This window comes from Paenibacillus alkalitolerans (assembly GCF_016482785.1).
Taxonomy (GTDB): domain Bacteria; phylum Bacillota; class Bacilli; order Paenibacillales; family YIM-B00363; genus Paenibacillus_AE; species Paenibacillus_AE alkalitolerans.
This window is the reverse complement of sequence record NZ_JAEMXM010000002.1, coordinates 67569-89615: the sequence shown is the minus strand read 5'-3', so window position 1 is coordinate 89615 and position 22047 is coordinate 67569. Positions and strand designations below refer to the sequence as shown.

At 50.7% G+C, this 22047-nt stretch carries 19 protein-coding genes and 1 riboswitch; of the genes, 16 read left to right on the top strand and 3 right to left on the bottom strand.

Annotated features, from left to right (window positions below):
- Position 1 precedes the first annotated feature (1 nt).
- The 4 genes from nasC (at position 2) to JET16_RS04130 (ending at position 4343) form a co-directional block, all read left to right on the top strand.
- Entirely contained in the window at positions 2 to 2131 is a 2130-nt protein-coding gene (nasC, locus tag JET16_RS04145; RefSeq protein ID WP_233531066.1) for an assimilatory nitrate reductase catalytic subunit NasC, read from the top strand.
- A 441-nt stretch (positions 2132 to 2572) separates the two neighbouring features.
- Positions 2573 to 3001, top strand: coding sequence for an Rrf2 family transcriptional regulator (locus JET16_RS04140; RefSeq protein WP_199614375.1), 429 nt, complete (start codon positions 2573 to 2575; stop codon positions 2999 to 3001).
- A gap of 77 nt (positions 3002 to 3078) precedes the next feature.
- Positions 3079 to 3699, top strand: a complete 621-nt coding sequence (locus JET16_RS04135; RefSeq protein ID WP_199614374.1) for a DsbA family oxidoreductase — start codon at positions 3079 to 3081, stop codon at positions 3697 to 3699.
- 2 nt (positions 3700 to 3701) lie between these two features.
- Positions 3702 to 4343 (top strand): NAD(P)-dependent oxidoreductase, encoded by a 642-nt coding sequence (locus tag JET16_RS04130; RefSeq protein ID WP_199615000.1) that lies wholly within the window; start codon positions 3702 to 3704, stop codon positions 4341 to 4343.
- A 296-nt stretch (positions 4344 to 4639) separates the two neighbouring features.
- Here the strand turns inward: JET16_RS04130 and gcvPB are convergent, their stop codons facing one another.
- The 3 genes from gcvPB to gcvT are packed head-to-tail and all read right to left on the bottom strand — an operon-like array spanning position 4640 to position 8690.
- The gene (gcvPB, locus tag JET16_RS04125) at positions 4640 to 6184 is read right to left on the bottom strand and encodes an aminomethyl-transferring glycine dehydrogenase subunit GcvPB (protein WP_199614373.1); all 1545 of its coding nucleotides are present in this window, start codon (positions 6182 to 6184) and stop codon (positions 4640 to 4642) included.
- On the bottom strand, positions 6181 to 7554 hold the full coding sequence (gene gcvPA, locus JET16_RS04120) for an aminomethyl-transferring glycine dehydrogenase subunit GcvPA (RefSeq protein ID WP_199614372.1): 1374 nt from the start codon (positions 7552 to 7554) through the stop codon (positions 6181 to 6183). The genes gcvPB and gcvPA overlap by 4 nt, the downstream gene beginning before the upstream one ends.
- Positions 7555 to 7580: 26 nt before the next feature.
- Positions 7581 to 8690, bottom strand: a complete 1110-nt coding sequence (gene gcvT / locus JET16_RS04115) for a glycine cleavage system aminomethyltransferase GcvT (protein WP_199614371.1) — start codon at positions 8688 to 8690, stop codon at positions 7581 to 7583.
- A gap of 206 nt (positions 8691 to 8896) precedes the next feature.
- A riboswitch (glycine riboswitch) is annotated at positions 8897 to 9004 on the bottom strand.
- Between the two features lie 198 nt (positions 9005 to 9202).
- Between gcvT and sdaAB the strand changes: the two genes are divergently transcribed.
- The 12 genes from sdaAB (at position 9203) to JET16_RS04055 (ending at position 22028) form a co-directional block, all read left to right on the top strand.
- Positions 9203 to 9904: an L-serine ammonia-lyase, iron-sulfur-dependent subunit beta gene (gene sdaAB / locus JET16_RS04110; protein WP_199614370.1), complete on the top strand. Its 702-nt coding sequence runs from the start codon at positions 9203 to 9205 to the stop codon at positions 9902 to 9904.
- Positions 9901 to 10809 (top strand): L-serine ammonia-lyase, iron-sulfur-dependent, subunit alpha, encoded by a 909-nt coding sequence (sdaAA, locus tag JET16_RS04105; RefSeq protein WP_199614369.1) that lies wholly within the window; start codon positions 9901 to 9903, stop codon positions 10807 to 10809. The genes sdaAB and sdaAA overlap by 4 nt, the downstream gene beginning before the upstream one ends.
- 113 nt (positions 10810 to 10922) lie before the next feature.
- Entirely contained in the window at positions 10923 to 11423 is a 501-nt protein-coding gene (locus tag JET16_RS04100) for a mismatch-specific DNA-glycosylase (protein ID WP_199614999.1), read from the top strand.
- A gap of 214 nt (positions 11424 to 11637) precedes the next feature.
- The gene (locus JET16_RS04095) at positions 11638 to 12882 is read left to right on the top strand and encodes a PucR family transcriptional regulator (protein ID WP_199614368.1); all 1245 of its coding nucleotides are present in this window, start codon (positions 11638 to 11640) and stop codon (positions 12880 to 12882) included.
- Positions 12883 to 13045: 163 nt separating this feature from the next.
- Entirely contained in the window at positions 13046 to 14113 is a 1068-nt protein-coding gene (locus JET16_RS04090) for an ABC transporter ATP-binding protein (protein WP_199614367.1), read from the top strand.
- A gap of 12 nt (positions 14114 to 14125) precedes the next feature.
- A complete protein-coding gene (locus JET16_RS04085) occupies positions 14126 to 15220 on the top strand; it encodes an ABC transporter substrate-binding protein (RefSeq protein ID WP_199614366.1) in 1095 nt (364 codons plus the stop codon).
- Positions 15221 to 15281: 61 nt separating this feature from the next.
- The gene (locus tag JET16_RS04080; protein WP_199614365.1) at positions 15282 to 16121 is read left to right on the top strand and encodes an ABC transporter permease; all 840 of its coding nucleotides are present in this window, start codon (positions 15282 to 15284) and stop codon (positions 16119 to 16121) included.
- Between the two features lie 13 nt (positions 16122 to 16134).
- Complete coding sequence (locus JET16_RS04075) at positions 16135 to 16938, top strand: ABC transporter permease (protein ID WP_199614364.1); 804 nt, start codon at positions 16135 to 16137, stop codon at positions 16936 to 16938.
- A gap of 10 nt (positions 16939 to 16948) precedes the next feature.
- Positions 16949 to 17950 carry a proline racemase family protein gene (locus tag JET16_RS04070; RefSeq protein ID WP_199614363.1) on the top strand — a complete coding sequence of 334 codons (1002 nt, stop codon included), beginning with the start codon at positions 16949 to 16951 and terminating at the stop codon, positions 17948 to 17950.
- 15 nt (positions 17951 to 17965) lie between these two features.
- Positions 17966 to 18880, top strand: a complete 915-nt coding sequence (locus JET16_RS04065; RefSeq protein WP_199614362.1) for a proline dehydrogenase family protein — start codon at positions 17966 to 17968, stop codon at positions 18878 to 18880.
- Positions 18881 to 18900: 20 nt separating this feature from the next.
- A complete protein-coding gene (gene pruA, locus JET16_RS04060) occupies positions 18901 to 20469 on the top strand; it encodes an L-glutamate gamma-semialdehyde dehydrogenase (protein ID WP_233531065.1) in 1569 nt (522 codons plus the stop codon).
- A gap of 239 nt (positions 20470 to 20708) precedes the next feature.
- Positions 20709 to 22028, top strand: coding sequence for an ABC transporter substrate-binding protein (locus tag JET16_RS04055; protein ID WP_325176612.1), 1320 nt, complete (start codon positions 20709 to 20711; stop codon positions 22026 to 22028).
- Positions 22029 to 22047: the final 19 nt, after the last annotated feature.

Here is a 22047-nt window from a genome sequence, read left to right as displayed (position 1 = left end):
TATGAGCAAATTATTGGAGAAAGAGCAGCGGGATATTCAAACCATAATGGATACGCAGTGCCCCTTCTGCAGTGTGCAATGCAAGATGCAGGTGATCGAAGAGAGGGATTCCGCCGGAGGCCGTCCGGCGTACACCGTCGTACCGGCGCCGAATCTCGCTTCGGAAGGGCGCCTCTGCATCAAAGGCATGAACGCTTACCAGCACGTTCTGACCGGGGAGCGCATCCTGCACCCGATGGTCAAGAAGGACGGCGCGTTTATCCGCATATCGTGGGAAGAAGCGTACGAGATCATCGTCAACAAATTCACCGAGCATCGCAGAACGTACGGAAACCATGCGATCGGTTTATACGGCGGCGGTTCGCTGACGAATGAATCCGCCTATTTGCTGGGCAAGTTCGCCCGTGTCGCGCTGCAGACGAAGTACATCGATTATAACGGCAGGTTTTGCATGTCGGCGGCGGCTTCGGCTGGCGTCAAGGTGTTCGGCATCGACCGCGGACTGACGAATCAGCTGTCGGATATTGAGCTTGCCGGCTGCATCATTCTGGCAGGTACGAATATCGCGGAGTGCCAGCCTACGCTTATGCCTTATTTTACGAGAGCGAAGGAAAAGGGCGCCTATATTATTGCGATCGATCCGAGGGAAACCGGAACGACCCGGATCGCGGACTTACACTTAAGAGTGAAGCCGGGTATGGATGCGACGCTTGTTAACGGGATGCTCAAGGTATTGCTTGAGGAAGGCCTAATCGACCAAAATTTCGTTCAGCAGCGCACCGCAGGCTTCACCGAATTGAAAGCTCACTTGGACTCGCTCGATATGCAGGAGATCGCCGAGCTGACCGGAATATCCGGCGAGCTGATCCGCAAAGCGGCGCTGGCTTACGGCAAAGCGGCGACGGGCATGGTATTCACGGCGCGGGGCGTGGAGCAGCAGACCGACGGCCACATGTCGGTTCGCAACTTCTTGAACCTCGTTCTGCTTACGGGGAAAATCGGCAAGCCGGGCTGCGGCTACGGTGCCGTAACCGGTCAAGGGAACGGCCAGGGCGGCAGAGAGCACGGCCAGAAGGCCGATCAGCTTCCCGGCTACCGACTGATCGAGAATCCCGAGGACCGCGCTTATGTCGCAAGCGTGTGGGGCATTGATCCGGGCGAGCTGCCGGGCAAAGGGGTTTCCGCATATGAGATGATGGTGAAGGTGTACGAGCAGGAAATTCGTTCCTTGTTCGTTATGGGCTCCAATCCGCTCGTTTCCAATCCGAATGCGAATCTCATCGAAGAAGGGCTGAAGAAGCTCGATTTCCTCGTCGTTGCCGATTTCTTGATGTCGGAGACGGCGCAGCTTGCCGATTTGATTTTGCCGGTAACGGCATACCTCGAGAACACAGGGACGCTTACGAATCTGGAAGGCCGAGTGCTGCTTAGGGAAGCCGCCTGTCCCGCGCCGGGCGAAACAAAGGATGACTGGCTTATTCTGAGCGAGTTGGCCGACAGGCTGGGCAGAGGCGGTTATTTCAAATATACCGGCGTCGAAGACATATTTAACGAGCTCCGATTGGCAAGCCGCGGCGGCATTGCGGATTACTACGGCATCACCTATGATCGGTTGCGGATGGAGGAAGGCGTCTATTGGCCTTGTCCGGAGCCGGATCATCCCGGCGCGAAGCGCCTGTTTGAAACTTCGTTTCCGCTGCCCGGCGGCAAAGCGCTGTTGACCCCCGTCGACAATCATCTGCCGAAGGAGCAGGTTAGCGCGGAGTATCCGCTGTACCTGACAACCGGCCGCGTGCTGACACATTACTTAACCGGTGTGCAGACGAGAAGAAGCCATTCATTGGCCGCTCGCGACGTGGAATCGTTCGTGGAGATTCATCCGAAGACAGCCAAAAAATACCGCATTGAAGATGCAACGCTGGTAAAGCTTGAATCGAGACGAGGCGTCATCTACGTGCGCTGCCGGTACAGCGCCGACATCCGCGAGGACACGGTATTCGTGCCCATGCATTGGGGCGATACCCAGAACGTCAACAAAATAACGCATGACGCGCTGGATCCGACCTGCAAAATGCCCGGATTTAAGGTTTGCGCGGTGAGCGTCAGCCCGCTCGTTACGGAATACGCTTAAGAAATATAAAACCGACCCTCACGGACCGTGATTTTGCCGCCTTCGAGGGTCGATTTTTTGTCCGGATATATAGCCTTTCTTGATTTACACCGGCGATCCGAAAATAATAATAAGCGAGACACCTCATATGGAGGTCGGCGCCAGCAATTGTTATCGGAAAGGAGAAGCGAGACCATGGGCATGTTTTTTCGCTTACAGCGTCTGAAATCGGCTTTCGGGACCGTGCAACCGAAGTTTTTTCGCTTACAGCGTTAAAACTCTGACAGCCTATATTGACCGTTAAGCGCCAATCGAACAAGCTGCCTGATTGCCTGGCGTAGCGGGGGATTTGGGTTGACAAACGACTCATATGAAACTATTATAGTTACATGTAACTCGCGCGGTTACAACAATGAGGCTAGTATTAGATATCGGTTTTTATATCATGAGGGGGATATCGAGGTGGGGATCAGCAGTCGTTTTGCCGTTGCGATTCATATATTGTCCTTGCTGGAAGTGAACAAAACAGGCGTTAACACTTCCGATTTCATTGCAGGCAGCGTAAATACGAATCCTGTCGTGATTCGCCGGATTATGGGCATGCTTAATAAAGCGGGGCTAGTCCAGGTTCGTCCGGGAGTTGCGGGAGCAAAGCTTTCGCGGGACGTGTCCGACATTACGCTGCTGGATATTTACAAGGCTGTGAGCGCGGTTGAACAAGACGAACTGTTTACGATACACGGAGCCCCAAACCCCGATTGTCTGGTAGGACGAAACATTCACGCCGCGATCGTTCCTTTGTTTTCCGCGGCACAACAAGCTATGGAGGATGTGCTGGGAAAAGTAACGATGCAGCAAGTGGTGTACGAGATTGCCAATAAAGAACGGTAGAAAAGAAAAAAATTTAGACAACATGTAACTAATTTTGTTACATGTTTGAACACTTAAGAATGGAGGGAAAAGGAAGGTTGACGTTAAAAATCAAGGTTTATTCCGATTACGTTTGCCCCTTTTGTTACTTAGGCAAAGCTCCCTTGGAACAGGCGATTCGAGGAAAAGATGTCGAAGTGGAATGGATGCCGTTCGAATTGCGGCCGTTTCCAGCCGAACCGCTCGATCCTGTAAACGATCCGTCCAAACGAAACATATGGGAATCAACAATAATCCCTTATGCCGAAAGATGGGGGGTCAACATGAGGCTGCCTAATGTGTCGCCCCACCCTTACACGCATCTTGCTTTCGAAGGATATCAATACGCGAAAGAGCATGGGAGGGGAAATGAATATAATTCCAGGCTGTTTGACGCATTCTTTCAGGAAGAACAAAATATTGGGAACATAGACGTCCTTGCCGGGCTTGCCGGTGAAGTAGGGCTGGATCAAAAGGATTTCAAATCAGACTTAGAGTCAAGAAAGTATAAAGAAGTCCATAAGCAAGCGCTGCATCACGCTTATCACGAAGCGAATATTGCCGCGGTCCCTACTTTTGTAATTGGGGATAAGGTTGTTCAAGGAATTGCGAGCGAAGAAAATTTTGAACAAATGATTCAAGACGAGTTAAACAAACAATTAGAGAAGGAAGGTAAATGAACATGAAAATTGGAATTATCGGGGCAAGCGGAAAAGCGGGTAAAGCTATTCTAAAGGAAGCCGTCAGCCGGGGACACGATGTAACGGCAATCGTAAGAGATGCATCGAAAATCGATGATAACAATGTCGCAGTTATAGAAAAAGACATATTTGATCTGTCCGCACAAGATATTCAAGGATTTGACGCCGTCATCAATGCGTTCGGCGCCGCACCGGGGCAAGAACAGCTGCACGTGGAAGCGGGGAGAGTGTTGATTGAAGCGATGAAAGGAGCTCCTGCATCGAGATTGATCGTTGTCGGCGGCGCGGGCAGCCTGTTCGTTGACGAAGCAAAAACGAGCCGCTTGATGGATACGCCCCAATTCCCAAAGGAGTACTACGCTACTGCGTTTAATCAAGGCAAAAATCTTGAAGATTTACAAAGCACGAACGATATCAAATGGACTTTTGTCAGCCCGGCTGCGTTTTTTAACCCGGAAGGAAAGAGAACCGGCGCTTATCAAAAAGGAAAAGACAACGTAATTGTAAACGCCAAGGGAGACAGCTACGTAAGCTATGCCGATTACGCGATTGCGATTGTCGACGAAATCGAGCATCCGCAGCATATCGGCGAGCGGTATACGGTTGTCTCCGAAGCAGAGTGAGTCGGCAATGACGGCGGATTAGCATAGGAAAGTTCCACAGCGGTTACGCGAATTAACGGCAAAGACGATGTTCACGGCAGTTACCCGATTTAACGGCAATGGTGACGGTTACATTGGAATTAATTAGGTAAATAAGGGAAAATAACGGTCCGCAAGATCGTTAATAAAGGTTTTTAGCGTGGAAACAGCGCATATAGACCTTATTAACGGCACTGCGGACCGTTGTTCGTTACGGCACATTAGCTGTGGACGTTATTAGCGGCAAAATTGATCGTTAGTCGTCACCGAGTGCGGGCTTACACTACGCAAGAGCCGCAAGCGCAGTTCAGCACCGGCTTCCGGGCGGCCGTCGCTTCGTCGAGGCGGCGAACCTGTGTCGTATACGGGGCGTTCTTCACGAGCTCCGGATTCGCCTTTGCTTCTTCGACGATGCGAATGAGCGTATCCGCGAACGCGTCGAGCGTTTCTTTGCTTTCCGTCTCCGTCGGCTCGATCATGATGCATTCCTCGACGTTAAGCGGAAAGTATATGGTCGGCGGATGATAGCCGAAATCGAGCAGCCGCTTCGCTACGTCCAGTGTGCGAACGCCGCCGTACTGCTTCAACGGTTTGCCGGAAAGCACGAACTCGTGCTTGCAGATGCGGTCGAACGGCACATCGAAGTGAGGCGCCAATCTGCGAAGCAAGTAGTTCGCGTTTAGCACCGCGCATTCCGACACGCGGCGCAGCCCGTCCGGTCCGAGCGTGCGGATGTACGCGTACGCGCGCACGAGAATGCCGAAGTTACCGTAATAGCCTTTCACGCGTCCGATCGAAGTCGGGTTGTCGTATTCCAGGTAGAACGTTCCGTCCTCGCGCCGTTCCACCAGCGGCTTCGGCAGGAACGGGATCAGACGCTGTTTCACGCCGACCGGACCCGCGCCGGGTCCGCCTCCGCCATGTGGCGTGCTCATAGTCTTATGAAGATTAAGATGAACGACGTCGAAGCCCATGTCGCCCGGGCGGGCAATGCCGAGAATGGCGTTCGAATTCGCACCGTCATAGTAGAGTAATCCGCCGGCTTCATGTATAATGCGCGCGATTTCTCCGATTTGCTCCTCGAAGAGGCCGAGCGTGTTCGGATTTGTAAGCATCAGTGCCGCGGTATCCGGTCCGACCGCGGCGCGGAGCGCATCCAAGTCTACGAGCCCCCGTTCGTTCGAAGGAATCGTTACCGTCTCGAAGCCCGCGACGGTAGCGCTGGCCGGGTTCGTGCCGTGGGAAGAATCGGGAACGATGACTTTCGTGCGCTTCTCGCCGCGGCTTTCGTGGTATGCGCCGATCATCATCAAACCGGTGAACTCTCCGTGAGCGCCGGCAGCGGGTTGAAGCGTCACTTTATCCATTCCGGTGACGGCGGCCAAATCGTCCTGAAGCGTATAGAGAAGCTCCAACGCTCCTTGGACCGACTCCTCCGGCTGGTACGGATGAATTTTCGCAAAGCCGGCGTAACGCGCCACGTCTTCATTGATTTTCGGATTGTATTTCATCGTGCACGAGCCGAGCGGGTAGAAGCCGTTGTCGATGCCGAAGTTGCGGCGGGAGAGCGACGTATAATGGCGAATGACGTCCACTTCAAACACTTCCGGAAGCGCCGCTTCCTCCGAACGCAGCATCGAAGCAGGAATAAGCTCCGACGCTTCCGTCTCGGGAACGTCGCATGCAGGCAGCGAATACGCGACCCGACCCGGACGGCTTAATTCGAAAATAAGCGCCTGCTCATGCTTCGGTTCCGGGGAGCGGGATGCTTGCGTATTTTCATGATCGACACTTGCAGTGAATATAGGATTGTCTACACTCATGCGCGTACAGCCTCCAATCGCGACGCCAACGCGTCGATTTCCTCTTTGGTCCGTTGCTCGGTGACGGCGACAAGCATATGTCCCGACAGCTCCGGATATTCGCGGCCTAAATCGTAGCCGCCTATGATGCCGTGTTTCAGCAGTTCTATGTTCAAAGCTTGTACGTCCTTCAAGCCATCGGGCATCTTAATTACGAATTCATTGAAAAACGGCGCGGAAAAAGCAATCGTCACGCCCGGCACTTGCGCAAGACGTCGAGCGGCATAGTGCGATTTCTGCAGGTTCAAGCTGGCGATGTCCTTCAGTCCTTGACGCCCCATAACGGACAAGTATACGGATGCGCATAGAGCGAGCAGCGCTTGGTTCGAGCAAATGTTGGACGTCGCTTTCTCCCGGCGGATGTGCTGCTCGCGCGCCTGCAGCGTCAGCACGAAGCCGCGCTTACCGTCGCGATCGACCGTCTGTCCGACGAGCCGGCCGGGAATGCGCCGCATGTGCGCTTCGCTCACGGCGAAATACCCGCACGTCGGTCCGCCGAACGCGGGGGAAATCCCGAGCGGCTGCGCGTCGCCGACGACGATATCCGCGCCGAGCTTGCCCGGCGCTTCCAACAGCCCGAGCGCGAGCGGGTTCGCGCTCACGATCAAGAGCGCGCCCGCGCCGTGCGCCGCGGCCGCCAACGCCGCCAAATCTTCCACGCTCCCGAAGAAGTTCGGGTACTGCACCATGACGGCGGCGGTGTTTTCATCAATGGCGTTGTTCAATTGCGCCAAATCGGTTACTCCTTCGGCAACGGCGGCCTCGGCGATCTCAAGCCCAAGCCCCTTCGCCGTCACGGCAAGCACGGCCCGCGCTTCCGGATGCACCGCGCGCGACACGACCAAGCGCTTCCGCTTCGTCGCGCCGTATGCGAGCGCGCCGGCTTCCGCGAACGCGGTCGCGCCGTCGTACATGCTGGCGTTGGCCACGGCCATCCCGGTCAGCTCGCAAATATACGACTGGAATTCGAATATGGCCTGCAGCTCGCCCTGCGAAATTTCCGGCTGGTACGGCGTATACGCAGTATAAAACTCCGAGCGCGAGACGATGTGATTGATGACAACAGGGATATGGTGGTCGTACAATCCCGCTCCGAGAAAGCTCACATGCGAATCCGAATCCGCGTTCTTGCCCGCGAGCGTGCGCATATGCCGCAGCAGAGCCCCTTCGTTCAGCGCCTCGGATACGTTCAATCGGCCTTGATAACGAACCGAAGCCGGTATGTCGGCAAACAGCTCGTCGATCGAACCGACGCCGACGGCTTGCAGCATTTCCTTCTCGTCTTGTTCCGTCATCGGAATATAACGGTGCTTAAATTGCGCATTAGCCATGGTTTAGCAATTCCTCCCGCGATATATTAAGCATTGCCCTTGCTTCTCCTGTAGAAAGGCGCCTTCACGATCTTCGCGCGAAGCTGTTTGCCGCGGATATCGACAAGAACTTCGTTGTCGAGAGCGGCATGCCGGCTGTCTATCAACGCGAGACCGAGGTTCGTCTTCAGCGTAGGCGACTGCGTGCCGGTCGTCACTTCGCCGATCGCCGTACCGTCCGGCGCGTAAACTTTATAGTGGGACCGCGGGATGCCGCGGTCGATCATCTCGATGCCGACGAGCTTTCGCGGCACGCCTTGTTCCTTCTGCGCGGCGAGAGCTTCCCGGCCGATAAAATCGCCCTTGTCCAGCTTTACGAACATGCCGAGCCCGGCTTCCAGCGGGGAAATGTCGGCGGACAGCTCTTGTCCGTACAGCGGCAGCCTCGCTTCAAATCGAAGCGTATCGCGAGCGCCGAGTCCTGCGGGCGATAACCCGTACTCCCCGCCGGCTTCGAGCAGCGCCCGCCACAGCGCTGCCGCGTCTTCTGACGAAACATACAGCTCAAACCCGTCTTCCCCGGTATAACCGGTACGGGAGACAAGCGCCTTCACGCCTGCAACCGCAACTCCTTCGACAAACCGGAACGGAGCCAAGCCGCGCACGTCCGCATCTGCAGCCTTACTCAAAATGTCCGGCGAATGAGGTCCTTGCAGCGCCAACAGCGCAGTGGCATCGGACACGTCCGTTACTGTAACTTCGCCTTCGGCATGCTTTTGCATCCATTCGACGTCTTTGTCGATATTGCCGGCGTTGATTACCGCCATGTAGCGGTTTTCACCGAGCATGTAGACAAGCAGATCGTCCACAGTGCCGCCGTCGGGGTAGCACATCAACGAATATTGCGCCGCGCCGGGCGCGAGCTTCGTCACATCGTTCGTGGTGAGCCGCTGCAGGAACATTTTCGCATCCGGTCCTTCGATCATCACTTCACCCATGTGGGAAACGTCGAACAACCCGGCCCGTTCCCGAACCGTTTCGTGCTCCTTCAAAATTCCTTCGAACTGCACCGGGAGCTCCCATCCTCCGAAATCGATCGTCTTCGCTCCGTATTCAGAGTACACAGGGTGGAGGGCGGTCCGTTTCAAATCCGGCATCGTAATCCATTCTCCTCTCGAAATCGTTGCTGCCATACAAAAAAAGAGACACAGCTAAAAGCACGTATTGATCCCAATACATCCCCTTAGCTCTGTCCCTTTTACCTGAGAGTTACCTTGCCGGCAAACATAATGCGCTCGCCGCAAGTTTCTCCTTTGGTGATCCGCGTTTGCTTTACGCAAGCGGCGAATGCTCTCCAGAGTCGCGTCCGGTAAAGGTCCTTTTGCCTGAGAGATTCACCCTGAGACGGGCTTACTCCTTCGGCGTTGCCTGCAGCTTGCTTCGTGACGGCAATCTCTCCCTATACCCTCATTCGCTTATAGTATGTTTTTCACACTTTACTATTATCCGCCAATTCGCGCAACTGTCAAGAACATAAATTATCGCCGTTAAAAATGTTCCCGTTAATCCACACTATGATAAAATACCAGACATTGACACGTTTCGAATGACCCGATGTATGATGGAAATAAGAGGTCTTGCATTGTGAAGCGATACGAGGTGGAACAGGATGAGGTTTAAAAATGTGTTCTCGATCATCGGACCGGCTATGGTCGGACCGTCCAGCTCGCATACGGCGGGAGCGGCGCGAATCGGTCTTGCGGCACGCCTGCTGCTCGGGGGAACGCCTTCCCGCGCAGTGATTACGCTGTACGGTTCGTTCGCGGAGACGTATGAAGGGCACGGGACGGATTTGGCGATAGTAGGCGGTTTGCTGGGAATGGCTACCGACGACGACCGGATAAAAGACGCGCTTAGGGTTGCGGAGGAGCACGGCATGGAGGTTGAGTTTCGAATCGGGAAAGGAAATCCGCCCCATCCGAATACGGCGAAGATCGCCGCAACAGGGCCGAACGGCTCGGTCGAGACGGTCGGCGCATCGATAGGCGGCGGGAACATACGCATCTTATCCGTCGACGGATTCGACGTCGAATTCGGGGCTGAGCTGCCGGTTATCGTGTTGAGGCATGAGGACCGCCCTGGCGTGATCGCGGACGTCACCCGGATTTTAAGCGTGCACGGCATTAATATCGGATATATGGACGTCGACCGGAAAAGCAGAAGCGGGGAAGCGATGACGGTGATCGAAATCGACGGTGACGTGCCTCGTGCGGCCGAACGTGAGCTGCAAGCGGCCGCCCGTATCCGGGAAGTGCGCGTGATCCGTTGGGATGAGTCGGTGGAAGCGGTGGAGCGGGAGGGAGCACAATGAGATTTCGCACGTTGCGTGAGTTGACGGATATTTGCGAGCGGGAAGGGCTGCGTATTTCCGAGCTGATGGTCCAAGACCAAGCGTCGGAATCGGGACGGGCGCCGGAAGCGGAGCGCGAGACGATGCTTCAGTATTACCGCGTGATGAAAGAGGCGGTGCGGCGCGGCCTGACGGAGGATACGACGTCGCGAAGCGGATATACCGGCGGGGACGCTCAGCGCGTCATGCAGTGGATGTCCCGGGAACAACCGTCCTCCGGAAACTGGTCCGCGACCGCGATGGCGTATGCCTTGGCCGTATCGGAAGTGAACGCGTCCATGGGCCGCATCGTGGCTACGCCCACGGCGGGCAGCTGCGGCATCATCCCCGGCGTGTTCGTAAGCTCTCAAGAGAGGTTCGGCTGGGAGGACGATACGCTGGCGGACGGTTTGTTCGCTGCCGGCGCGATCGGTTACGTCATCGCCAACAATTCGTTCATTTCCGGGGCGGAAGGCGGCTGTCAAGCCGAAGTGGGCTCGGCGATCGGCATGGCGGCAGGCGCGCTCGTCGAGCTTCGCGGCGGCACGCCGGCGCAGGCGGCGCACGCGGTCGGATTGGCGCTTAAGAATACGCTCGGATTAATTTGCGACCCGGTAGGCGGATTGGTCGAAATCCCGTGCATTATCCGCAACGGTCTCGGCGCGGTCAACGCGCTTGCCGCGGCGGACATGGCGCTGGCCGGCGTCCGCAGCGTCATCCCGTCGGACGAGGTGATCGGAGTCATGTACGAGGTGGGCAGCGCGATGCCGGAGAAGCACCGCGAGACCGCGAAAAGCGGACTTGCAACGACACCCACGGGCAAACGCATCATGGAAGAGCTCCGGTCGCGGAAGAGGACGGCGGCAAGGGAAGAGGATGACGAATGATCGATATGTACCAGAGAAGCGATAACAAGGACGTGAACGACAGCCGGCAACCCGGGAAGTTGGAGCGGACCGGGTCGCCGGAGTCTTCGGAACCGCCCGTGTCCTCCGAGCCGCTGCAGCCGATCCCCGATCATATACTGAAAGAGCTGCGCATTTTGTTCGTAGGTTACAATCCGAGCATCCGCTCGAGCCGGACCGGCCATCATTATGCGAACCCGAGCAACCGATTTTGGAAGATGATACATCTTGCCGGCATAACGCCGAGATTGTATGCGTCTCACGAAGGCGACGAGCTGCTTGAGCTCGGTTACGGTTTCACGAATATTGTACCGAGGCCGACGCGGACTGCGGAGGAAATTACGAAGGAAGAATACGCCGAAGGCCGCAAAGTGCTGCTGCGGAAGCTGGAGCATTACCGTCCGAAGATCGTTTGTTTTGTAGGAAAAGGTGTATACGAGCAATTCTCGGGCAACAGGGGCAGACAATGGGGGTTCCAGCCGGATGAGACGGTGCCGGGCGTGCGGGAATTCGTCGGCCCGTCGTCGAGCGGCCTCGTCCGGATGAAGCTGGAAGAAATGGCGGACATTTATAAAGAGTTGGCTCGTGAGATATAGCGGAAAATTGACTATGCTTATGGAATAATTTACAAATTGATTAATTTATTTAATATATCATCGTCGAAATATGCACTATGATATAATGATTTTTAAGTGCGGCAGGCACTAAGAATGGCTTCACTAATAGACTGTAAGCCTTTACAAGGGAGGTCTATTTCTTTTATGGAGTGAAAGGAAAGCTATAAGTGTGTTCACAAGGGGGCAATCTGACATGTTGCCAAATCCATCAGAACAAGGTCCTTATATATATTCAGATATTTCCGATCTCCATGATTTAGTTGAATTTATTAGCGATAAATTAGGAAATCCCGTTACCATTGAGGCTCATGATTTTGAATTGATTGCTTATAGTTCCAATCATATGGATTTTGACGTCGCTCGCAGGGAAACGATTCTCGGAAAACGTGTACCTTGTTACATTGTAGACAACCTTGTCCAAAAAGGTTATGTGAATCAGATAGAATCAACTAGAGAACCTGTACGTATTCCGGAGATAGAAGAGGTAGGCCTTTCCCAACGAGTAGCAACACGGATCGAAGACCAGGGGGTTATATTAGGTCATATCTGGGTGCAGGAAACGAACCGCAATCTAACAAAAGATGATTTTTCCTTTTTAAAGCAAGTCGTTCATACAGCTGCAAAAATTATTATCCAAAAGAGTTTGGAGCGAAAATCAAAAACCGTTACAAAGGATCATCTTCTCCTAAAGATCTTGCAGGGGCAATATAACAATGAACGGTTATTAAGGATGGAGGCAGACTTAGCGGGTCTGAACATCCCATCGCTTTTTTCTGTAGTAATCTTTTACTATCCTGACCAAGTGGATCCCGACCGACTGCGTAACATCATTAAAATTTATTGTATTTACACCGGGAAAACCACATATTTGATCGAAAAGGACCGGCTGTTGATCGTATTCGTCGGAAGCCCTTCCCTCATAGAAGGGTCTTCGACGAAATTGGCGTTGGAATTGGTTGAAAATATATCGAAAAAGCTGGATTCCTCCCTGGAAAAACATATTCACGTGGGAATTGGGAAAGAGTATGATCAACTGATCAACGCAAAAAACAGTTTTGCCGAAGCTTTAGAAGTCATCAATCTGTCCAAATCTATTCACAAGAGTTCGTTAACAATTCCAAGGATGTATACAAAATTAAGCGTTTACAGACTTCTTCCCGTCATCTATGAAAAAAATAAAGAAGACGGGTATCTGAACCCGGATATCGAAAGGCTCAGGAAGCATGATCAAGAAAACAATGCAGAGCTTCTTCATACCCTTCACATGTATTTGGTGAACCATTGCAAAATAAAAGAAACGGCCGCAGCCCTTCATATCCATCCGAATACACTGAATTATAGAATCAAGAAAATCACGGAGTTGACATCGATTAGTTTTGAGGACATGGACCAGCGGGTGATGCTGCATATCGATCTGCTGTTATTAAATTATAAGTAGCATAATAAGTGAATGAATGTAGGACAATTCCAAGAAGGGATTGTCTCTTTTGTTGTTCATACACAAACATTCATACAGAATCTCATCTGTTTCGCACAATGATTATTAAGAATTTGTGAACTATTATTAAGAGAATAAATAAACCCAGCTTGGAGGTGATGAAATGTCACTCGATGTCGCAGTAGAGAAAGTGATGAAGCAGTATGGAAATTTCAGCGCTTTAATGCCAACTTCCGTGGAAATTAGAAACGGGGAGTTTTTCACCATCTTAGGGCCAAGCGGCTCCGGGAAAACAACGCTCCTAAAATTGATTTCCGGCTTTGAAACGCCAACTAATGGAAGTGTTTACATCGGCTCTGAGGATGTTACCAATGCTCCTCCTCACAAGCGTAATATCGGAATGGTATTCCAAAATTATGCTTTGTTTCCTCATATGACGGTTCGAGAGAATATTGCCTTTCCATTACGGATGAGAAAGGTGCCAAAAGCTGCGATGAAAAAAAAGGTGGATGAGGCGCTGGAGCTGGTTCAATTAAAGGCTTATGAGAATCGCTATCCTGCCCAATTGAGCGGAGGTCAGCGACAACGCGTTGCGTTGGCGCGAGCCGTTGTATTTGACCCGCCCGTTCTATTGCTGGACGAACCGTTAGGGGCATTAGATAAGCAGCTGCGATTGCAAATGCAAATGGAAATAAAGAAGCTTCAGGAAAAGTTGAAAATAACCACAATCTCGGTCACCCATGATCAGGAAGAAGCTCTTACCATGTCGGACCGAATTTGCATTATCAATGAAGGGAAAGTAGAACAAATTGGCACCCCGAGACAAATTTACGAACATCCGGATAATCAGTTTGTGGCTGAATTTATAGGAGAAACGAATCTCATTCATGGACAAGTGGTTGGCTGGGATCATGGAATCGCTGCAATTAAAACCATGACAGGCGAGATTTTTCATGCCGTGTCGGCAGATAAGGATCTGACAAAAGTTACCTTTGCGATTCGTCCGGAAACGATTTCCATTGTCTCCCCGCAACATGCTATAGATACGAGGTGGCGCGGAAAAGTCCATGAGATTGTCTATATAGGTGAGTCATGCCGCTGCAAGCTGATTACGGAAAAAGGCGGAGAGTTGAAAATCAAGCTTAGTCACAAAGAAATTCCATTTGTAAGCGAGGGGCAGGAATTGGTTGTCGGTTGGGAAGTGAACGAAGGCATTTTATTAAATAAATAGGGAGGGTTCGGAATGAAAAATTTCGTCAAAACCATGATAAGTGGACTCGCAAGCGTTGCATTGCTCATGACCGCAGTCGCTTGTGGAAGCAACACGGCAGCTCCTGCAGTTGAAAGTGGGGAAAAGACGGAGGGGGCGAAAACGTCAGTTGAAAAGAAGCTCGTTGTGGTCAGTTGGGGAGGGGATTATCAAGCTGCCCAGAAAAAAGCGATGTTTGAGCCTTTCATGAAAGATACGGGTGTCAAACTTGCAGAAGACAGTCCGGTAAATATTGGGAAGTTAAAAGCCATGATTGATAATGGAAATGTGCAATGGGATGCGGTGGATGTATTAGGTCAGGATATCCCGAAACTTGTGGCGCAAGGACTCCTGGAACCCATTGACTATAATGTGGTGAAAAAGGACGATTTGCTTGAAACGGCAGCCAGGGAGTATGCAGTGGATATCGACTACTATTCGACAGTCCTTTCCTATAACAAGGATAACTTCAAAGAAGGAAATGTTCCTGCGAATTGGAGCGATTTATTTGATACGCAGAAATTCCCGGGAAGCCGCGCATTGTACAAGTCTCCGATCACAACTTTAGAAATTGCCTTATTGGCTGATGGAGTAGATCCGAAACAGCTCTATCCGTTAGATGTTGAGCGGGCCTTTAAGAAGCTGGATCAAATAAAAGATCAAATTGTTTGGTGGGATCAAGGTGCTCAGCCGGTTCAGCTGCTTGCCGACAACGAAGTCATCTTGGCGGCGGCGTGGAACGGTCGAATTGCAGGTGCAGCCAACAAAGGTCAGCCGCTTGAATATTCATACGAACAGGGAATTCTCGATGCTGAATCCTGGGTAGTGCCCAAAGGAGCGCCAAACAAAGAAACCGCAATGGAATTTATTAACTATGCTTCCCAAGCGAAACCGCAGGCTGATTTGCTCTCGGAGATTCCGTACGGACCTACCAATAAGAAGGCCTTTGAGCATATGGATGCAGAATATGCCAAATCGCTACCTACGTATCCGGAAAACTTAGAGAAGCAAATCATGCTTGATATTGATTGGTGGTACGAGAATTTTGCGCAGGTAAACGATCAATTCCAGGAATGGCTTTTAAAGTAGACAGATGCGGGGCCTTCCTCGCATCTTCCTACATTCCTTTGGACTGTAAAGGAGGCTTTAATTGAAACTAAACCGCAGGATTCCCATAGTCAACCTGTTGATCTGGCCTTCTATCATTTTTATTCTTGTTTTTCTGATGTTCCCATTGGCTAAGGTGATTCTAAACAGCTTTCTTGACCCTGAATTTACCTTGAAACATTATCTTCGTTTTTTTCAGGAGCCGGCTTATCTGCAAGTGCTTTGGAACACCATCAGAATAGGCTTGCAGGTTACCTTGATTACCCTTCTCTTGGGATATCCGGTGGCTTATATGATCGCATCCGTTCCGAACAAATGGCAGAATCTCCTGCTCATATGCGTGCTCCTTCCTTTCTGGACCAGCTTCCTGGTCCGAACCTATGCATGGATTGTTATTTTGCAAAAGGAGGGGGTTGTGAATAAGACGCTGATGTACTTAGGACTTATTCATGAGCCATTAAAGCTTGTTCATAATACAACAGGGGTGTTGGTCGGTCTTTCCCATGTTTTATTGCCTTTTATGATTTTGCCGTTGTACAGCATCATGAAAAATATCGACATGGACTTAGTGAAAGCAGCCCAGAGTTTAGGAGCGCCGCCGGTTCAAGCCTTTGCCCGCGTTTTCTTTCCCTTATCCATTCCCGGGATTGCCGCCGGTTCGATTCTTGTATTCATTATCAGTATCGGATATTATGTCACCCCCGCTTTATTGGGTGGCAGCAAGGATACGATGATTTCTCAGCTCATTGCCCAACAAATCGGAGAGCAGCTCAATTGGGGCTTCGGTTCCGCGATTGCCCTTGTTCTCTTGCTTGTTGTCTTGATCCTGTTGTATTTGTTCAATCGTTTCGTCGGGATCGATAAAATCTCATTCGGTTCATGAAAGGAGGGGGAAGATGAAGAAGAGGAATGCAGGGACAATATGTGTTTATGTTTTTGCTAGTATGGTACTGCTGTTTCTTATGCTCCCGACATTTATTGTCATTCCGATTTCCTTTAGCTCATCCCGGTACATGGAGTTTCCTCCGCCTGGATTTTCCTTACAATGGTACAGATCCTTCTTACTTGATTCCCAATGGATGGATGCCTTTTACTTCAGTATCAAAGTGGGCGTGTCCACCATGATTATTTCCGTCATACTGGGGACCATGGCTGCGTTATCCTTGGCCAGGGGGAAGTCTAAGCTTAACACCTTGTTTTACTACTTGCTGCTGACGCCTATGATTGTTCCTTTAATTATTATCGCCGTGGCTGTCTATAACCTGTTTATCCGGGTCAATTTGCAGGGTTCTTTTGCGGGCATCGTGATCGCCCATTCAATTGTAGCTACTCCCTATGTCATCACAACCGTGCTGGGCGCCTTACGCAGTTTTGACATCCGAATTGAGCAAGCTGCCATAAGTTTGGGAGCTCATCCAATGAAAGCTTTTATGATGACGACGGTGCCGATCATCGCCCCTTCCTTGATATCCGGAGGATTGTTTGCTTTCGTTGCTTCTTTCGATGAGTTAATCATCTCCATCTTTGTGTCAGATACGTTCAGCAAAACGTTGCCAGTGAAGATGTGGGAAGGGATCCGTTTAGAGATAGACCCTACCTTGGCGGCGATCGCATCGATTCTAATCGTCATATCCGTATTTCTTCTTTTATCTGTGGAATTCACGAAGATGATCAGTAAAAAACGAGGGTTATCGAATTAGGAGGTCTGCCATGCTTCAGTTTTCCCGCTATATACAAACGGTGGATTCTCATACGATGGGAGAACCGACCCGGATTGTCACGGGAGGCGCTCCTCGGATTTTGGGCAAATCGATGATGGAAAAAAAGAACCATATGGAAACTCGTCTTGATTGGCTGAGAAAGCTGTTGATGAATGAACCGCGCGGCCATAAGGATATGTTCGGGGCCGTCATAACGGATCCATGTATAGAAGATTGTGATCTAGGCGTCATTTTTATGGACTCTAAGGGATATCTCAATATGTGCGGACATGGAACGATTGGAACCGTGACGACCGCCATCAATCTTGGCATCGTCGAGCCCAAACCGATCATTCGCCTCGATACTCCGGCGGGAGTCATTGAATGCCGAGTGGAGATGGATAGCCATTGCGTAAAACAAGTAACATTTACGAATGTTCCATCCTTTGTCTTTAAGCAAAATGCCGAGATCGAAGTAGAAGGGATCGGAACAGTCACGTTGGATATCGCTTTTGGCGGGAGTATTTTTGGGATTGTGGATGCCCGTCCGTTTCATCTCAGGCTGGTCCCGCAGGAACAGCAAAAGTTGGTTTCACTGGGCATGTCGATCAAAAAGGCAGCAAATGAGCAACTCTATTATGAACATCCGTTGATACCCGAGATTCATAAGATCGATTTGATAGAATTTAGTATTCCTTCGGCAACACCCGGAGTCCATTACCGGAACGCGGTTGTTTTTGGCAATGGGCAAGTGGACCGTTCTCCATGCGGAACGGGGACCTGTGCGAAGATGGCATTATTGCATCAGCAGGGCAAGTTAAGCATTGGTGAGAACTTTGTCCACGAAAGCATCATTGATTCTTCCTTTATCGGACGATGCCTTTCTGTAACAAGCGTAGGGGAATATCCGGGTGTCATTCCGGAAATTTCAGGATCTGCATGGGTAACTGGAATGCACCAATTTATTATTGAAAAAGATGATCCTTTTCAAGACGGATTTCTTGTAGGGTAGGGGTGAGTGAATGAGATGGAAGTATTGATGAGAAATATGTTTCAGGCATTGGGGAAAAATCGTTACGCCAACCGGTGGGCGAAAAAATATGGCCTCAAATTTGGCGCGGGTCGTTTCGTTGCTGGAGAATCCATCGAACAAGCGATTAAAGCCGTACGTGAATTGAATAAAGAGGGAAGAGCGGCGACCCTGGATCACCTGGGCGAGTTTGTGTTTACCCCGGAGGAAGCAAATGAATCGGCCGACATGTGTATTCAAACGCTTGATGCGATCGCCGAAGGGGGAGTGAATTCAAATCTTTCGTTAAAGATGACTTCACTCGGTTTGGATATCAGCAAGGAGTTGTGCATGACGAATATGTGCCGAATTTTAGACCGGGCCAAAAGTCATGGAAACTTTGTTCGTATTGACATGGAAGATTTCGCGCATTGTCAAATCACCCTTGACATCTACCGCGAGCTGCGCAAGAAGTACGACAATGTCGGAGTAGTCATCCAGGCTTATTTGTATCGTTCCGAACAAGATATTATGGATCTCAATGAAGATCATGCCAATATTCGTTTAGTTAAAGGAGCATACAAAGAGTCCCCGGAGGTCGCCTTCCCGGAGAAAGCGGATGTTGATGAAAATTATAAAAAGAACATAATAATGCATCTGCTCAATGGAAATTATACAGCAATTGCCAGTCATGATGAGAACGTGATTATGTACACCAAGGGCATTGTCAAGGATCACCGGATTTCCAAGGATCAGTTTGAGTTCCAAATGCTATACGGCATATGTGTCGATCTTCAGAAGCGTTTGGTGGAAGAAGGATATAAAGTAAGGGTTTATGTTCCGTTTGGTGTGGACTGGTTTGGGTACTTCATGAGACGCTTGGCTGAACGTCCTGCCAATGTTTGGTTTGTACTTAAAAATGTATTGAGATAAAAAACGAGGAGTGAAGGAAGATGACCGCTTTTATGAAAATTGCCCCATTTTCAAACGAACCGTTTACTGATTTTTCTAAGGAAGAAAACAAGCAAGCGATGCTAGCCGCATTAGATAAAGTGAAAAAGGAACTAGGGCGGGATATTCCCCTTCATATCGGTTCCGATAAAGTTATGACCGATGAGAAAATCGTTTCCATCAATCCTGGGGAAGTGAATCAAGTCATCGGCCGTGTAAGCAAAGCTTCGCAAGAGTTGGCGGAACGTGCGATGCAAGCGGCATTACAAACCTTCGAAACATGGAAGAAGGTACCTGCCCAAGAACGGGCGGCATATTTACTTAAGGCAGCTGCATTGATGCGCGGGCGCAAGCATGAGTTCTCTGCATTGATGGTGTATGAAGCGGGGAAGAACTGGGCTGAAGCGGACGCAGATACAGCGGAAGCCATCGATTTCATGGAATTCTATGCACGTGAAATGATCCGGTTGAGTGAAACGAATGAACATCGACCGCTAGTCAAACTTGCCGGCGAAGACAATAAATTAACTTACATCCCGCTCGGCGTCGGCATTGTTATTCCGCCTTGGAATTTCCCGTTGGCGATTTGCGTAGGGATGGTCACGGCTGCTGTCGTTTCCGGAAATACCGTATTATTGAAACCTTCTTCCATCACTCCGGTCATTGCTTATCGATTTGTTGAGCTTATGGAGGAGGCGGGTCTTCCGGCGGGAGTCATTCAATATATTCCGGGAAGCGGAGCGGAAATAGGAGATTACTTAACTGCACATCCGAAATCCCGTTTCATCAGCTTTACGGGTTCCAAGGAAGTCGGATTAAGAATCAACCGGTTGGCTTCAGAAACGGCGGAAGGTCAGATCTGGATTAAGCGCGTTATTGCGGAAATGGGAGGAAAAGACGGGATTGTCGTTGACGAAACAGCGGATCTCGATGCTGCCGCCTCAGCGATTGTCGCCTCTGCCTTCGGCTTCCAGGGACAAAAGTGCTCTGCCGGTTCCCGTGCGATTATCGTTGAATCGGTCTATGACGAAATGGTAAGCAAAGTAGCGGAACTTACTCGCCGGCTCGAAATCGGCTTACCGGAACAAAATTATGCGGTAGGTCCTGTATCGGATAAGAATGCGTATGAGAAAATACTGGAATACATTGAGATTGGAAAAAGGGAAGGGCGCTTAATTGCCGGAGGAGATAAAGCCGAAGGAAACGGGTATTACATTCAGCCTACCGTCTTTGCAGATGTAGACGGCAAAGCGCGGATTATGCAGGAAGAAATCTTTGGACCCGTTCTTGCTTTAGCGAAGGCAAAGGATTGGAAAGAAGCCATTGACATGTACAATGATACGGAGTTTGGACTGACAGGCGCCTTCTTCTCCGTGAATGAAGAGCGCATAAATGTTGCTCTGGAAACCATGCACTGCGGAAATTTATACATTAACCGCAAGTGTACAGGAGCTCTTGTCGGGGTTCATCCATTCGGCGGATTCAACATGTCCGGGACAGATTCCAAAGCGGGCGGTTATGATTATCTCCTTTTATTTACGCAAGCGAAATTAACATCCATAAAGAAGTAATTCGCTTCTCAATGAGTAGGATTCCTTTCTTGGCGATCTCATCAGTCCCGAGAAAATCCTACTTTTTTTTGCGCCAAATCCGGGAGCCGCCGGCTCCCTTTATTCTGCGCTATTGAAAAATGGATACATGAATTGTAGAAATGTTACATTTGTAAGCGTAATCATTCCTGCTATATTGGAGGTGTTCATACAAGATTGCCGGGTGAAGCCGGCGAAAAATGAAGAGGGGGAAGAGTCAGGTGAAAAGAATCGTTCTATTAACTCTGAGTGTGCTTCTCATGTTTTCCATGCTTCTCATCGGTTGTTCCCAACGAACGGGAAATTCTGCCGCTCCGGCAGGGGAAACGACGGCGCCCAGCGATTCGGCTTCGAAGGAAACGATCGGCGGCGACGGAGCCAAAGTGAAATTGACCGTATACAGCACGACGAACGATAAGCCCGTGCAAGAGGTGTTCAAGCAAATTGCCGCCGACTTTACCAAAGAAAATCCGAATATCGCAGTGGATCTTCAATTCCCGGGCTCGGAATATGAAAATATTATGAAGGTTAAGATGGCAGCCAACGATTTGCCGGACGTCTTCGATACGCACGGCTGGGCCGTCATGCGATACGGCAAGTATTTGGCGGATTTGAGGGATGAAGCGTGGGTGGCGGATCAGACGGACACGATTAAGGATGTCGTCACGGATAAGGACGGGAAAGTCCATGCGCTCGTCATGAGCGAAGCGAAGGACGGATTGACGTACAACGTCGACTTGTTGAAGAAGTACAACATCGAACCGCCTAAGACGTTTGACGAATTGATGGCCGCCGCGGAAAAAATCAAAACGGAAAGCGGCGGAGAGGTGACCCCGTTCTTCTTCTCGGGCATCGACGACTGGATGATCGGCCAATTTTTCGACTATTTCGCCACTTCGCTGCTGATCAGCCCGGCGCAAAACGAAGCCGATAACTTGCTGAACAAGACGTTCGACTGGAGCAAGTGGACGCCGCTGCCGGAGAAGTTTCTGGAAATGTACAACAAAGGGTATATCAACAAAGATGTGCTGACGGCCAAGTACAGCGATTTGCCGCAGCAATTCGCCGACGGCAAAGTCGCGTTCACGCTGCTCGGACCGTCCTTCGCGGATGAAGTGCACAAGATCAACCCGGATTTGAAAATCGGATTTATGCCGGTACCTTCCATGGTAGAGGGGGACGAACCGAACTTCTCCGGCGGGGAACGGTATACGTTCGGCGCGTGGAAGGACAGCAAGCACCTGGAGGAAGCCAAGAAGTTTATCGCTTATTTCGCCAAACCGGAAAATATCGAGAAGATCGCCAACGTGACGAAGCTTCCGCCGGGACTGAAAAATATTAAAGCAAGCCACGAGTTCACCGAATATTACGAGAAATATGCAGATATCCGCGTATTCCCTTATTTCGACCGGGTGTACCTGCCGAGCGGCATGTGGGACGTCATGTGCAAAACCGGCAGCGCGTTGTTAGGCGGGCAGGTAACGCCGGAGCAGTATTCGGAAAAAATGAAGTCGGAAGCGGAACGTCTCAGCAATAAATAAACGGTGAAGGAGGAGATGG